Origin of the sequence: Arthrobacter sp. ISL-5 (genome assembly GCF_018613835.1) — a bacterium.
Classification (GTDB): domain Bacteria; phylum Actinomycetota; class Actinomycetes; order Actinomycetales; family Micrococcaceae; genus Arthrobacter.
In genome coordinates, this window is the sequence record NZ_JAGGPM010000035.1 from 192,865 (window position 1) to 206,613 (window position 13,749).

Genomic DNA, 13,749 nt, shown 5'->3' on the forward strand with positions numbered 1-13,749 from the left:
GTAGGACTGCCCTGATTACAGGCCCAAAGCCTCGCGGACGTCGCCCAGCACCTGGTCCAGGGCCGTCCGCGCGGCCAGCCGGGCCTCGGGTAGTTCGGCAGCCGACCCCACGCTTCGGATGACTTCGAGGTAGCACTTGAGCTTCGGCTCGGTGCCGCTGGGCCGGATGATCACCCGGCTGAGATCGCGGGTCAGGTAGAGCAGCCCGTCCGTCGGCGGCAGCTGTTCGCTTCCCTCGGCCAGGTCAATGAACGTTTCGACGGCGGAGCCGCCGAATGATTCGGGCGGACTGACGCGCAGACGGTTCATCATGGCATCCAGCAGGCCCAGGTCCGCGACGCGGATGTTCAGCTGGTCGCTCGCGTGCAGCCCATGGACCAGATAAAGCTCGTCCAGGGTGTCGAAGATGGTTTTGCCGTCGGCCTTGGCCGTGGCGGCGAGTTCCGCGATCAGCACGGCAGCGGAGATGCCGTCCTTGTCCCGGACCAGGTCCGGGGCCACGCAGTAGCCCAGCGCTTCCTCGTAGCCGTACAGCAGGCCCGGCACCCGGGAGATCCACTTGAATCCCGTCAGGGTTTCCTCGTGCGCATAGCCGGCCGCGGCTGCGATGCGTGCGAGCAGCCGCGAGGAAACGATCGAATTGGCGAACACGCCGTCGGGCCTTTCCTCGCCGGTAGCGGACAGCCGCGCCACCACATGCGCCCCCAGCAGCGCGCCCACTTCATCGCCCCGCAGCATCCGCCACGCGCCCGTATCCGGGTCCTTCGCGGCCACTGCGGCGCGGTCGGCGTCGGGGTCGTTGGCCACGACGATGTCGGCATCGGCCTGCATGGCGGCCCCGAGCGCGAGGTCCAGGGCCCCGGGCTCCTCGGGGTTGGGGAAACTGACAGTGGGGAAGTCCGGGTCCGGTTCGGCCTGCTCGCTGACCACCGTGACGTCAGTGAAGCCGGCAGCGTTGAGGACGGAGACGGCGGTTTCGCCGCCCACGCCGTGCATCGGCGTCAGCACGATCTTGAGGTCGCGGGCCGGAAAGAGTTCGCGGTCGGCGAGGGCCGCGGTGGCGGACTCGTAGTCCCGGGCGATGCCGGCGTCCAGCACCGTCCAGCCGTCGGCGGCCAGCGGGATGGAATCCAGGGAGCCCACTTTGGCGATCTCCGCGGCGATGAGGGCGTCATACGGGGCCACGATCTGCGCGCCGCGGCCGCTGTCCTCGACCGCATGGCGGCCCAGGTAGACCTTGTAGCCGTTGTCCTGCGGCGGGTTATGGCTGGCCGTGACCATCACGCCGCCGTCGCATTCCAGCGCCCGCACGGCGTATGCCAGCAGCGGGGTGGGCAGCGCGCCCGGCATCAGGAAGGTGTCGAACCCGGCCGCGGTGAAGATCGCGGCCGTCTCCTCGGCGAAGATGTCGGAGTTGTAGCGGGCGTCATAACCGACGACGGCGCGCGGCCGGGTGCCGGGGGAGGCCTGGGCCACGGCTCCGGCCAGGAAGCTTGCGAAGCCCGCCGCTGCGCGGCGGACCACTACGCGGTTCATCCGGTTGGGCCCGGGGCCCAGGGCGGCCCGGAGGCCTGCGGTGCCGAACTCCAGCGTTCCGTTGAAACTGTCCGCGAGCTCCTGGCGCGCCGACGGCGTGCCGGCCTCGGTGAGCTTGACGAGCTCCGTCAGCGTGGTGGCGGTCACGGGATCCGGATCCTGCGCGGCCCAGGCACGGGCGTCGTTGAGCAGCTGGAAATCGGCATCGGAGGACGTCATAGGAACCAAACTATCGTCAAAGCGGCGGGGAGCGGTGCCGGACAAGCCATCGGTCCGGTCACAACTTCGCAGGCCCCCGATCCTTGACGGTAGGAATTGCCGTTCCTTGACAGTGAAAATTCAGGACACGTACGGTCGCGGAATGAAGATGAACCAGGGCGTGGAGTGGGCGCTGCACTGCTGCGTGAACATGGCCTGGTTGCCCGGCGATGAGCCAATCAGCAGCGCGCGGCTGGCGGAGCTGTACAAGCTGCCGCCGGCCTACCTGAACAAGCAGCTCCAGGCGCTGGTGCGGGCAGGAGTCCTGGTCTCGGTTTCCGGGCCCAAGGGCGGATTCCAGCTGGCGCGCAGGCCGGACAGGATCACCGTGCTGGACGTCGTGGTGGCCATCGAAGGCAGGGAGATGGCCTTCCGCTGCGACGGCATCCTGAAGAACGGGCCGGGAGGGGAAATGGAAGAGGACTACGCCCGGAGCTGCCTGATCTCCCAGTCCATGCGCCACGCCGAGCTGGCCTGGCGGACCGAACTGGCCCGGCAGACCGTGGCGGGCATCGCGCAGTCCATCGAGCGAAGGTTCCCTGAGGCGCGCCCCAACACCGTCGCCCACCTCCTGGGAACGGACAACGCGGGGTAATCTGCCGCGGTTAGAGCCTGGCGATAATCTCCGCGAGGAGCTTGGAGATCCGCGGGCCGGCAGCCTGGCCGGATTCGATAACTTCCTGGTGGCTCAGCGGTACCGGGCTGATGCCGGCGGCGAGGTTGGTGACCAGCGAAATGCCGAACACCTCCATGCCCGCATGCCGCGCGGCGATGGCCTCCAGCGCCGTGGACATGCCGACGAGGTCGGCGCCAATCCGCTTGGCGTACTGCACTTCGGCCGGCGTTTCGTAGTGGGGTCCGGTGAACTGGGCGTACACGCCCTCGTCCAGGGAGGGATCGACCTCACGGGCCAGGCCGCGGATCCGTGATGAGTAAAGATCTGTCAGATCCACGAAGGTGGCGCCCTCGAGCGGTGATGCCGCGGTGAGGTTGATGTGATCTTTGATGAGCACGGGCGTGCCCGGCGCCCAGTTTTCGTTGAGCCCGCCGCAGCCGTTGGTGACCACGAGGGTCTTGCAGCCGGCGGCGGCCGCCGTGCGCACCCCGTGGACAACCGCGCGGACGCCTTTGCCCTCGTAGTAATGGGTGCGGGCGCCGAGCACCAGCGCACGCTTGCCTTCCCGCGTCAGGACCGAGCGGATGGTGCCCACATGGCCCTCCACCGCCGGTGCGGAAAAGCCCGGCACTTCCGAGGCCATGAGGGTGGCCGTGGTCTCACCGATGAGTTCCGAGGCTTCGCCCCAGCCGGAGCCCAGGACCAGGGCGATGTCGTGCGACTCCACGCCGGTCTCGGTTGCGATGTAGTCGGCGGCGGTGCGGGCTGCCTCGAAGGGGTCAGTGTTCAGGAATTCTGTATTACTCACTGGTACAAGCTATCGTGCAGGCGCCGGTGTGCCCAGCGGAAATCGACCGTAAAGGGCACGTTGCCCGGGTGCGGGAGCAGACCGTGTCTGTTGGTGGTGCGGCAAGGGATGCGCGAGAATGGTTGATTGTGACTATGCATCCTGATTTCAGTGCCCCCCGCATCGCAATTCTCGGCGGAGGCCCGGGCGGTTACGAAGCCGCCATGGTGGCAGCCTCCCTCGGGGCGCAAGTCACCATCATCGAGCGCGCCGGCCTCGGCGGGTCCGCCGTGCTGACCGACGTCGTGCCTTCCAAAACGCTGATCGCGACGGCGGATCTGATGACCCGCGTCGGTGAGGCGGGGGAACTGGGAGTCAAGTTCGACGTCGACGGCGGGGACTTCGCCCCGGTCATGCGCGCGGACCTGAAGCACATCAACGACCGACTGCTGGGCCTCGCGCGGCAGCAGTCGAGGGATATCACGGCGGGCCTGGAGCACCAGAACGTCCGCATCCTGATCGGTTCCGGCAAGCTGGTGGACAACCACACCATCGAGGTCCTGACGGCCGACGGCACCGAAACCGTTGAGGCCGACGCCATCCTGCTGACCGTGGGCGCCCACCCGCGGGAACTGCCCACGGCCCGGCCCGACGGCCAGCGGATCCTGAACTGGGCCCAGATCTACAACCTGGACGAGCTGCCCGAGGAACTGATCGTGGTGGGCTCCGGCGTCACCGGTGCCGAGTTCGCTTCCGCCTACAACGGCCTGGGTTCCAAGGTCACCTTGATCTCCAGCCGCGACCGCGTTCTTCCCGGCTCGGACACCGACGCTGCGGAGGTGCTGGAGGAAGTCTTCGAACGCCGCGGCGTCACGGTGCTTTCCCGCTCCCGTGCCGAGACCGTGGAGCGCACCGACGACGGCGTCGTGGTCACCCTTGGCGACGGCTCCCAGGTGACCGGCAGCCACTGCCTGGTCTGCGTGGGCTCCATCCCCAACACCGCCGGGATCGGACTCGAGGAAGCGGGCGTTGCGCTGACCGAGAGCGGCCACATCAAGGTCGACGGCGTCTCCCGCACCACTGCCCCCAACATCTACGCCGCCGGCGACTGCACCGGCGTTCTCGCGCTCGCGTCCGTTGCGGCCATGCAGGGCAGGATCGCCATTGCGCACTTCCTCGGTGACGGCGTGACCCCCATCAAGCTGCACCAGGTGGCGTCCAACATCTTCACGTCGCCGGAAATCGCGTCCGTGGGCGTGTCCGAGGCCGAGATCGACTCCGGCAAGTACCAGGGCGACATCGTGAAGCTCTCCCTAAAGAGCAACGCCCGCGCCAAGATGCGCAACCACAAGGACGGCTTCGTCAAGATCTTCGCCCGCAAGGGATCGGGCACCGTGATCGGCGGCGTCGTGGTGGGACCGAACGCGTCAGAGCTGATTTTCGCCATTTCCATCGCGGTGACCCAGAAGCTTCACGTCGACGACGTCGCCAGCACCTTTACCGTGTACCCGTCCCTGAGCGGCTCCATCTCCGAAGCAGCCAGGCGCCTGCACGTCCACATGTAGCGTTATTCGCTGGTCGAGCGGGGAGCGAGACCCGGATTTCGACGGGCTCAACCAGCAGGCCAGGCTCAACCAGCAGGCCAGGCTCAATCAGCGGTTGCCTTCAGGTTTCAGGCGGCTGGAGCCGCCTGGAAGTGTTTTTCGATGAGTCCCTTGATGTCCTCGTGGCAGCCGCCGCAGCCGGTGCCGGCGCGGGTAGCTGAGGAGACCTCGGCTACGGTCGAGCAGCCGCCCGTCACAGCCTCCGTGATCTTGCCGCCGCTGACACCGGCACACCGGCACACGGTGCTTTCGGGGTCGTTGGAGGCGCCGGACGGGGCCAGCTGGTCGGGTCCGTCCAGGCGCAGGAGCAGGGAACGGTCCGCGGGCAGTTCTCCGCCGCGTTCGAAGAGCTGCACCAGCTCGCCGGCGGTGCGGGGCATGCCCACGCTGACCAGGCCCTCGAGCACGCCGCCGCGAGTGGTCATCTTCACGTAGCGGCCGTGCTCCGGATCGGCCCACTGGGCGATCTGGAGGCGGGGCCGGCCGTTGACGGCTCCGGCGGTCAGGACGTCCTCGTCCCAGGGCTCCGCCGCGTTGTCCCCGGCCACGGCCATGTTCAGGCCGCGGGCCTTGAGCACAATCACGCCGGGCTTCTCCTGGGGGAGCGCGGGCAGCGAATCCGCGTCCTCCTGGGAGCCCTCGTTCAGCAGCAGCAGGTACTCGGCGAGCCATTCGGCCTGCCGCCAGCCCGGGCCCACCAGGCCGGACGGTCCCCGCGCCGTGCGGCACTCGATGCAGTCCGGTTCCGGGCAACGGACTTCCGCGCAGTCGCCAATGGCGAAGATGTGCGGTTCGTGGTGCGCGCGCAGCCGGTGGTCCACGAGGATGCCCGTCGCCGTGGACAGCCCGCAGCCTTCGGCCAGTTCGGTCCGCGGCCGGACGCCGCACGAGAGGACCAGGAGGTCGCCGTCGATCGCAGAGCCGTCGTCAAGCAGCAGGGCCGAGAACCCGCCGTCGGGGGCGTTGTGTTCCACGCCCGTGGAGCGGGCGTTGCCGGCCATCCGGACGCCGCAGTTGCGCAGGCTGGCGGCGAGCACCGCTCCGCCCCCGCGGTCGATGTTCCGGCCCAGCGGGTGGGGTCCGTTGTGCACCACGGTGACGGTGGCACCTTCCTCGGCGGCGGCCAGGGCCGTCTCCAGCCCCAGCACGCCGCCGCCGAGCACCACCACGCGCTTGCGGCCGGCCACGGCCTTGCGGAGGACCTCTGCGTCGCGAAGGTCGCGCAGCGCGGTGACGCCTGCGGGCAGGACGGGTGCCGCGGGGTCCGGGTTGATCCCCGCGAGGTTGGGGATGACAGGACGGGAGCCGGTGGCGAAGACCAGCCGGTCGTAGTGGGCCGAAGTGCCGTCGGCGAGAAGGACCTGCTGCCGGGCCCGGTCCACGCGCTTGACCTTGACGCCCAGCCGGACGTCAACGCCTTCCGCAATGAGGGCGGCGGCATCAGCCAGGGCGAGGGCCTCGGCGGTGGTCCGGCCGACGCCCAGATCGGCGACCAGCACCCGGTTATAGGCGGCGTCGGCTTCCTGGCCGATGACCGTCAGCCGCACCTGCCCGCCGCGAACCGCCGGGAGCAGTTCGTCGACCAGCCGCGCCGCCACCGGACCAAATCCGACAATTACAATCTGCTCGCTCATGAGGCCTCCGAGGTCTGAAGAACACTGTTGCTTAGTACGTTCGCGGCCAGCCGGACCCATACCTGGTTGAATTTGAATTCGGGCATCCCCGAGATGGGGTCCGTGGCGGCTTCCGTCAGACGGTTCGCGCTTTCCAGCTCCGGGAAGTGGAAGGGCAGGAACACGGTCTCCGGGCGGATGGCCGTGCTGAGCTCCGCCCGGCAGACCACCTCGCCGCGCTCATTCGCCACCGATACCTGTGCACCGTCCGTGATGCCCATGGCGGCCGCGGCTGCGGGGTGGATCTGCAGCTTGGCTTCGGGCTGGGACGCGAGGAGCTCGGACACGCGCCGCGTCTGGGCTCCGGACTGGTAGTGCTCCAGCAGGCGGCCGGTGATGAGGGTCATCGGTTTCGCGGCCGGGTCCGGGTTCGCCATGGGGGTACGACGACGGCGGGGCGTCACCGGGGTCATGACGGCCTTGCCGTCGGCGTGCGCAAACGCGTCCAGGAACATCCGCGGCGTGCCGGTGCTGCCTGCGGGGTACGGCCAGTAGGCGGCTTCGCCGCGGTCCAGCATGGCGTAGTCGATGCCGGAGTAGTCCGCTGCACCGCCGGCGGATGCCAGGCGAAGCTCCTCGAAAACCGTCTCGGGGTCATCGCTGTACGTGGACGGCGCTTCGAGTGCTTCGGCCAGCCTGGCCATGATCCACAGTTCGCTGCGGGCCCCGGCGGGCGGCTGGATAGCCTTGCGGCGGCGCAGGACGCGGCCTTCGAGGTTCGTCAGGGTGCCCTCCTCCTCGGCCCACTGCAGGACCGGCAGGACGAGGTCGGCCTCGGCGGCAGTTTCGGACATGAAGAAGTCGCAGACCACGAGGAAATCCAGGCTGCGGAGCCCGGCGATGACGGAGTTCGCGTCGGGGGACGCCACGGCGATATTGGAGGCGTGCACGAAGAGGCAGCGGACGCCGTCGGGCTGTCCGAGCGATTTGAGCATCTGGACGGCCGGCAGGCCGGGCCCGGGGATCAGCGACTCGGGCACATCCCAGACCTTGGCCATGTGGGCGCGCGCCGCGGGATCGGTGATCTTGCGGTAGCCCGGCAGCTGGTCGGCCTTCTGGCCGTGTTCGCGCCCGCCCTGGCCGTTGCCCTGGCCGGTGAGTGTGCCGTAGCCGCTGCGGGCGGAGCCGGGCAGGCCCAGCAGGAGGCTGAGGTTGATGGCGGCCGTGGCGGTGTCGGTCCCGTCGATGTGCTGTTCGACGCCGCGGCCGGTCAGGATGTAGCTGCCGCCCTTGCGTGCGCCGTCGGCCAGCCTGCGGGCTGTCTCGCGGATGAGCTCGGCGGGTACGCCGGTGAGCGACTGGACGCGTTCCGGCCAGAAGGCGTTGACGCTGCGGACCAGGGCGTCGTAGCCGGTGGTGCGCTCCTGGACGTATCCGGCGTCGACGAGTCCTTCGTGGATGACCACGTGCGACAGGCCGAGCAGGAGGGCGAGGTCGGTGCCCGGCAGGGGCTGGAGGTGGAGGCCGCCGCCGTCGGCAGTGAAGGCCGCCGTGGCCGAACGGCGGGGGTCAACCACGATGAGGCCGCCGGCCGCGCGGACACCCTGCAGGTGCTGGACGAAGGGCGGCATGGTCTCGGCGACGTTGGAGCCGAGCATCAGGATGGTGCTGGCACTGTCAAGTGCCTCAAGCGGGAACGGCAGGCCGCGGTCCAGGCCGAAGGCCCGCATGCCCGCGGCCGCAGCGGATGACATGCAGAACCGGCCGTTGTAGTCGATGCGGGAGGTACCCAGCGCGAGGCGGGCGAACTTTCCCAGCTGGTAGGCCTTCTCGTTGGTGAGGCCGCCACCGCCGAAAACGCCGACGCCGTCGGCTCCGTGCTTCGCGCGGGTGTCTTTGACCGCGGTGGTGATGCGGGCCAGCGCCTCGTCCCAGGTGATGGGGCGGTGGACGCCGTCGGGCCCCTTCAGCAGGGGTTCGGTGACGCGGCCGGGGTGCTGCAGGAGCGAGGCCGAGGTCCACCCCTTGCGGCAGAGGCCGCCGCGGTTCGTGGGGAAGTCGCGGCCGCTGACCTCCAGGGCCGGCGCGGCCGGCACGGGGTCTGACCCCGGCTGGACAGCCGGGGTCAGAGCCGCTGGGGACTTGAGCGTCATGGCGCACTGCAAGGCGCAGTAAGGGCAGTGCGTGTCGGCGCTTTTGGTCATGTTAGACGTGTCCCATCGCATTTCGGTTGGCGTTGCGGATGTAGAAGAACCAGCAGACTGCCAGCATCACAACATAGGCTCCGACGAAGCCGTAGAACGCCGGGGTGTAGGAGCCGCTGGCGGAGTTGGAGGCGTTCAGCACCTGCGGGATCACAAACCCGCCGTAGGCGCCGATCGCCGAGATCAGGCCGAGGGCCGAGGAGGCCAGGCGCTGGGTTGTCACCGAGCTGGCACCCGAGCGGGCGGCCCGGCTGGAGATTGCGAAGATCACCGGGATCATCCGGTAGGTGGCGCCGTTTCCGAAGCCGCTGGCCGTGAAGAGCATCAGGAAGAGGGCCAGGAAGAGCCAGAAGTTCTTCAGCGGCAGGGTCCAGATCATGGTCAGCGTGATCACAGCCATCGAGGCGAAGGCTGCCACGGTCATCCGGGCGCCGCCGAGGCGGTCAGCCATCCGTCCGCCGTACGGGCGGGCCAGCGAGCCGACCAGCGGGCCGAGGAAGGCGAGCGAGAGGGCCACCGTGCCGACTCCGATGGAGGAGAAGGCGGGGAAGTAGTCCTTGATGAGCTTGGGGAAGACGCCGGCGAAGCCGATGAAGGAGCCGAACGTGCCGATGTACAGCAGGGCCATGATCCACAGGTGCGGTTCCTTGAGCGCTGCCAGCGATCCGGCCACGTCACCCTTGGCGCTGGTGAGGTTGTCCATGTACTTCCAGGCGCCGAAGGCGGCGAGGAGGATCAGCGGTACCCACATGAGGCCGGCCATGGGGAGGTTGACGGCGCCGGCGGCCAAAAGCGTGATGGCGATCGGAACGGCGAGCTGTGCGACGGCGGCACCGAGGTTTCCGCCGGCGGCGTTCAGTCCGAGCGCCCAGCCCTTTTCGCGGGCCGGGTAGAAGAAGGTGATGTTCGCCATCGAGCTGGCGAAGTTGCCGCCGCCGAAGCCTGCCAGGGCGGCCACGAACAGCATGACGCCGAACGGTGTTTCCGGGTTGGAGACGCACATGGCCAGTCCGACCGACGGAATCAGGAGGAGCATCGCGGAAACGATGGTCCAGTTCCGGCCGCCGAAGCGCGGGACCATGAACGTGTAGGGGATCCGGAGGGTGGCGCCTACCAGGCTCGGCATGGAGATGAGCCAGAAAATCTCCGAGGTGCTGAAGGTAAAGCCGGCGGCGGGCAGCTGGACCACCACGATGGACCAAAGCTGCCAGACGACGAAACCGAGGAACTCGGCGAAGATGGACCAGTTGAGGTTCCGGCGCGCAATCGTGCGGCCCTGTGTTTCCCACTGGTGCTTGTTCTCGGCGTCCCAGTTGGCGATCCAGCGGCCAGGACGGACTTCAAGGGCAGGTGCGTCGGTAGTGGTCACGGAAGCGGAGCCGCTTCCGTGCCTCGGCTCGGCGGCAAGATCGAGGGAATTGCCGGTGCCGGTTTCTGCGGGGCGGTCAGCAGTCACGGTGTACCTCCTTGGGGGATGTTGTCCTTCCAAGGTAGGGAACCCGCGTTTCATGGACGGTCGCCGTTTGTTAACGTGCTGTGACATTTGCCTATCAGCCCGCTTCCGGCGGCGTTAGGCTATGCGAACGCGCTCATTTTGAGACGGCAGAAAAAGTCCGCATTCTGGACCTTTTGTCCAGTGAGTGGAATTCGCTAAGTAGTATTGAGGTCTCTGTATCCTTCTGCCGGGCAGCCTTTTGGGGGCACCGGCCCGGTTCTCACGAAAGCGTTACTACATGTCATCCACTGCCACAACACCGCAGCCGGGGTCAGCCGAGCAGGTGAACTCGCGCGGGCGCGTGATCGTCGCCAGCCTGATCGGCACCACTGTTGAGTTCTACGACTTCTACGTCTACGCCACGGCTGCGGTACTCGTTTTCCCCCGGCTCTTCTTCCCCGGCCAGAACGAAACCACCCAGCTGCTGAGTTCCTTCGCAGTCTTCGGCGTCGCTTTCATCGCCCGGCCGCTTGGGTCCATCGTCTTTGGCCACTTCGGGGACAAGTTCGGCCGCAAGGGCACCCTGGTGGCGTCGCTGCTGACCATGGGTATTGCCACCTTCCTCATCGGCTGCCTGCCCACGGCCCTCGTCCCGGGCTGGGAATTCTGGGCCCCGGCAATGCTGGTGGTCATGCGGTTCGCCCAGGGCCTTGCCCTCGGCGGCGAATGGAGCGGTGCGGCCCTGCTGGCCACCGAGAACGCTCCGGCGAACAAGCGCGCCATCTACGGTACGTTCCCGCAGCTGGGAGCGCCGATCGGTTTCATCATCGCCAACGTGATCTTCCTCGTGGCCAGCTACGTACTTTCCCCGGCCGCCTTCGAAGCCTGGGGCTGGCGCGTGCCGTTCCTGCTCAGCGCAGTGATGGTCATCATCGGCCTCTACGTCCGCCTCAAGCTGATCGAAACGCCCGCGTTCACCAAAGTGCTCGAATCCAACGAGGTGGCCAAGCTGCCGCTCGCCCGGGTCTTCAAGACCAGCTGGCGCCCGCTGATCCTCGGCACCTTCATCATGCTCGCCACCTACGTGCTCTTCTACCTGATGACCACGTTCACGCTGACCTACGGCACCCGGGCCTCCAGCCTGGATGTGGCCAAGGCCGCAGCCGAAAAGGCCGGCAAGCCGATGACCGAGGCCGCTGCAGCCGCGTTTGTGCCGGGCCTGGGATACACCCGCAACGACTTCCTCTGGATGCTGATCGCCGGCGTCGTGTTCTTCGGCATCTTCACCCTCGTCTCCGGCCCGCTGGCCGAGAAGTGGGGCCGCCGCAAGATGCTGATCGCCGTGACGGCAGGCATCTTCGTCTTCGGCCTGCTGTTCGTCCCGCTCTTCAGCGGCGGCTTCGTCGGCACCATGGCGCTGCTGGTCATCGGCTTCTCGCTGATGGGCCTGACCTTCGGGCCGATGGGCGCCCTGCTGCCGGAACTGTTCCCGACGAACGTCCGGTACACCGGATCGGCCGTCAGCTACAACGTCTCCAGCATCCTGGGTGCAGCAGTGGCACCGTTCATCGCCGTCTGGCTCTGGGAAACGGCGAAGGGCAGCCCCGTGCTGGTCGGCGTCTACCTCACCGTCATGTCGGTGCTGACGCTGATCGCGCTGTTCCTGAGCAAGGAAACCCGCGACCTGGACTACGAAAACAACGTGGCCTAGTCCTTGGCGCTTCCGGACCGCTGGTCCGGCGCATGAAAATGCCCGGTGTGATTCACACCGGGCATTTTTCATGCGTTCTTAGGCCTCGACCGTGTTAGGCCTCGATCGCCTTAGTCCTCGATCGTTGCGATGACGGCGCCCGCGGCCACCGTCTGGCCGGCGGCGGCCAACAGGCCGGTGACGGTGCCGGCACGGTGCGCGGTCAGCGGCTGCTCCATCTTCATCGCCTCCAGCACGACGACGAGATCGCCTTCAGCGACGACGTCGCCGTCGGCCACCGCAACCTTCACGATGGTTCCCTGCATGGGGGAGGTCAGCGAATTGCCGCCGGCCGCCGCGGTGGCCCCGCCCGAGCGGCTGCGCTTCTTGGACTTGGCAGGCTTCGGGCCGGCGCCGGAGGCTGCTCCGCTGAATCCGAGGGATGCGGGGAGTGCCACCTCAAGGCGCTTGCCGCCCACTTCGACCACCACGGTGCGGCGTTCGCCGGCTTCCTCGGCGTCGGGAGCGGCGCCATCTGGAGTCCACGCGGGCAGGTCGTTGACGAACTCGGTCTCGATCCAGCGCGTGTGGACGCTGAAGGGCCCTTCGGCGGGTGCGAAGGCGGGGTCGTTGACCACGGCAAGGTCGAACGGGATGACGGTGGGGATGCCCTCCACCACCATCTCCTCGAGGGCGCGGCGCGAACGCTCCAGGGCCTGGGGGCGGCTGGCGCCGGTGACGATCAGCTTGGACAGCATGGAATCGAAGTTTCCGCTGATGACGTCGCCCTGCTCCACGCCCGAATCGATGCGGATGCCGGGTCCCGTGGGGTTCTTCAGCGTGGTGATGGTCCCCGGGGCGGGCATGAAGTTCCGGCCCGGGTCCTCGCCCGTGATGCGGAATTCGATCGAGTGGCCGCGGACCTCGGGATCGCCGTAGCCCAGTTCCTCGCCGCGGGCCAGCCGGAACTGCTCGCGGACGAGGTCGATTCCGGTGACTTCCTCGGACACGCAATGCTCCACCTGCAGGCGGGTATTGACCTCGAGGAAGGAGATGGTGCCGTCCTGGCCGACCAGGAACTCGCATGTTCCGGCGCCGAGGTACCTGGCCTCCTTGAGGATGGCCTTGGAGGATTCGTAGAGGCGGCGGTTCTGCTCCTCGGTGAGGAAGGGTGCCGGCGCCTCCTCGACGAGTTTCTGGTTGCGCCGCTGCAGGGAGCAGTCGCGGGTGGAAACCACCACGACGTTGCCGTAGGCGTCCGCGAGGCACTGGGTTTCGACGTGGCGGGGGGAATCCAGGAAGCGCTCGATGAAGCATTCGCCGCGGCCGAAGGCAGCGACAGCTTCGCGGACGGCGGAGTCGTAGAGTTCCGGAATTTCCTCGCGGGTGCGCGCCACCTTGATGCCGCGTCCGCCGCCGCCAAAGGCAGCCTTGATGGCCACGGGCAAGCCGAACTTGTCCACGAATTCGAGGATCTCTTCGGCGGACTCCACCGGATCCGCGGTGCCGGGAACCTGCGGTGCGCCCACCTTCTCGGCGATGTGGCGGGCCTGGACCTTGTCGCCGAGGGCCGTGATTGCCTCCGGGGACGGACCGATCCACGTGATGCCGGCGTCGATGACCTTCGCGGCAAACTGGGCGTTCTCGGCCAGGAAGCCGTAGCCGGGGTGGATGGCGTCGGCGCCGGACTGGCGGGCCACCTCGATCAGCTTGTCCATCACGAGGTACGACTCGGCGGCGGTGTTGCCGCCCAGGGAGTAGGCCTCGTCGGCCAGCCGGACGTGCAGGGCGTCGCGGTCGGGGTCGGCATAGACGGCGACGGAGGCGATGCCTTCGTCGCGCGCTGCACGGATGATACGGACTGCGATCTCACCGCGGTTAGCGATCAGGACTTTGGTGAGGTTTGCGTGCACTGGACCTGCGGACTGCTCCGGCTTAACTGACAAGGCGTCTCCTTCTTTCCTTCAGGGAGCCTAGCTTGATTTTGAGGATTCCGCCGATATTAC

At 67.8% G+C, this 13,749-nt stretch carries 9 protein-coding genes; 3 read left to right on the top strand and 6 right to left on the bottom strand.

The annotated features are described in order from the left end of the window. Positions 1 to 15 precede the first annotated feature (15 nt). Positions 16 to 1,755, bottom strand: coding sequence for a phospho-sugar mutase (locus tag J7I89_RS19695; RefSeq protein WP_214973694.1), 1,740 nt, complete (start codon positions 1,753 to 1,755; stop codon positions 16 to 18). Positions 1,756 to 1,897: 142 nt separating this feature from the next. On the opposite strand from J7I89_RS19695, the gene J7I89_RS19700 reads away from it, so the two are divergent. After that, positions 1,898 to 2,389, top strand: coding sequence for an Rrf2 family transcriptional regulator (locus J7I89_RS19700; RefSeq protein ID WP_214973695.1), 492 nt, complete (start codon positions 1,898 to 1,900; stop codon positions 2,387 to 2,389). Positions 2,390 to 2,399: 10 nt separating this feature from the next. Here J7I89_RS19700 and J7I89_RS19705 read toward each other — a convergent pair whose 3' ends face one another. After that, on the bottom strand, positions 2,400 to 3,218 hold the full coding sequence (locus tag J7I89_RS19705) for a purine-nucleoside phosphorylase (RefSeq protein ID WP_214973698.1): 819 nt from the start codon (positions 3,216 to 3,218) through the stop codon (positions 2,400 to 2,402). Positions 3,219 to 3,346: 128 nt separating this feature from the next. On the opposite strand from J7I89_RS19705, the gene J7I89_RS19710 reads away from it, so the two are divergent. Next, positions 3,347 to 4,762, top strand: coding sequence for an NAD(P)H-quinone dehydrogenase (locus tag J7I89_RS19710; protein WP_214973699.1), 1,416 nt, complete (start codon positions 3,347 to 3,349; stop codon positions 4,760 to 4,762). A gap of 107 nt (positions 4,763 to 4,869) precedes the next feature. Here J7I89_RS19710 and J7I89_RS19715 read toward each other — a convergent pair whose 3' ends face one another. The 3 genes from J7I89_RS19715 to J7I89_RS19725 are packed head-to-tail and all read right to left on the bottom strand — an operon-like array spanning position 4,870 to position 10,074. After that, positions 4,870 to 6,435, bottom strand: coding sequence for an FAD-dependent oxidoreductase (locus J7I89_RS19715; protein WP_214973702.1), 1,566 nt, complete (start codon positions 6,433 to 6,435; stop codon positions 4,870 to 4,872). After that, on the bottom strand, positions 6,432 to 8,618 hold the full coding sequence (locus tag J7I89_RS19720) for a molybdopterin oxidoreductase family protein (RefSeq protein WP_214973703.1): 2,187 nt from the start codon (positions 8,616 to 8,618) through the stop codon (positions 6,432 to 6,434). Before J7I89_RS19720 ends, J7I89_RS19715 begins: the two co-directional genes overlap by 4 nt. 1 nt (position 8,619) lies before the next feature. Then, positions 8,620 to 10,074: an MFS transporter gene (locus tag J7I89_RS19725; protein ID WP_214973705.1), complete on the bottom strand. Its 1,455-nt coding sequence runs from the start codon at positions 10,072 to 10,074 to the stop codon at positions 8,620 to 8,622. A gap of 277 nt (positions 10,075 to 10,351) precedes the next feature. Here J7I89_RS19725 and J7I89_RS19730 point away from each other — a divergent pair, with 277 nt between their 5' ends. Then, a complete protein-coding gene (locus J7I89_RS19730; RefSeq protein ID WP_214973707.1) occupies positions 10,352 to 11,764 on the top strand; it encodes an MFS transporter in 1,413 nt (470 codons plus the stop codon). A gap of 110 nt (positions 11,765 to 11,874) precedes the next feature. Here J7I89_RS19730 and J7I89_RS19735 read toward each other — a convergent pair whose 3' ends face one another. Beyond that, positions 11,875 to 13,689, bottom strand: a complete 1,815-nt coding sequence (locus tag J7I89_RS19735) for a biotin carboxylase N-terminal domain-containing protein (RefSeq protein WP_214973709.1) — start codon at positions 13,687 to 13,689, stop codon at positions 11,875 to 11,877. Between the last annotated feature and the right edge of the window lie 60 nt (positions 13,690 to 13,749).

What these genes read in the sequence shown, in the direction of transcription:
- J7I89_RS19730 (WP_214973707.1), top strand. Translation starts at nt 10,352, where the DNA reads ATGTCATCCACTGCCACAACACCGCAGCCGGGGTCAGCCGAGCAGGTG.
- J7I89_RS19695 (WP_214973694.1), bottom strand. Translation starts at nt 1,755, where the DNA reads ATGACGTCCTCCGATGCCGATTTCCAGCTGCTCAACGACGCCCGTGCC.
- J7I89_RS19715 (WP_214973702.1), bottom strand. Translation starts at nt 6,435, where the DNA reads ATGAGCGAGCAGATTGTAATTGTCGGATTTGGTCCGGTGGCGGCGCGG.
- J7I89_RS19700 (WP_214973695.1), top strand. Translation starts at nt 1,898, where the DNA reads ATGAAGATGAACCAGGGCGTGGAGTGGGCGCTGCACTGCTGCGTGAAC.
- J7I89_RS19720 (WP_214973703.1), bottom strand. Translation starts at nt 8,618, where the DNA reads ATGACCAAAAGCGCCGACACGCACTGCCCTTACTGCGCCTTGCAGTGC.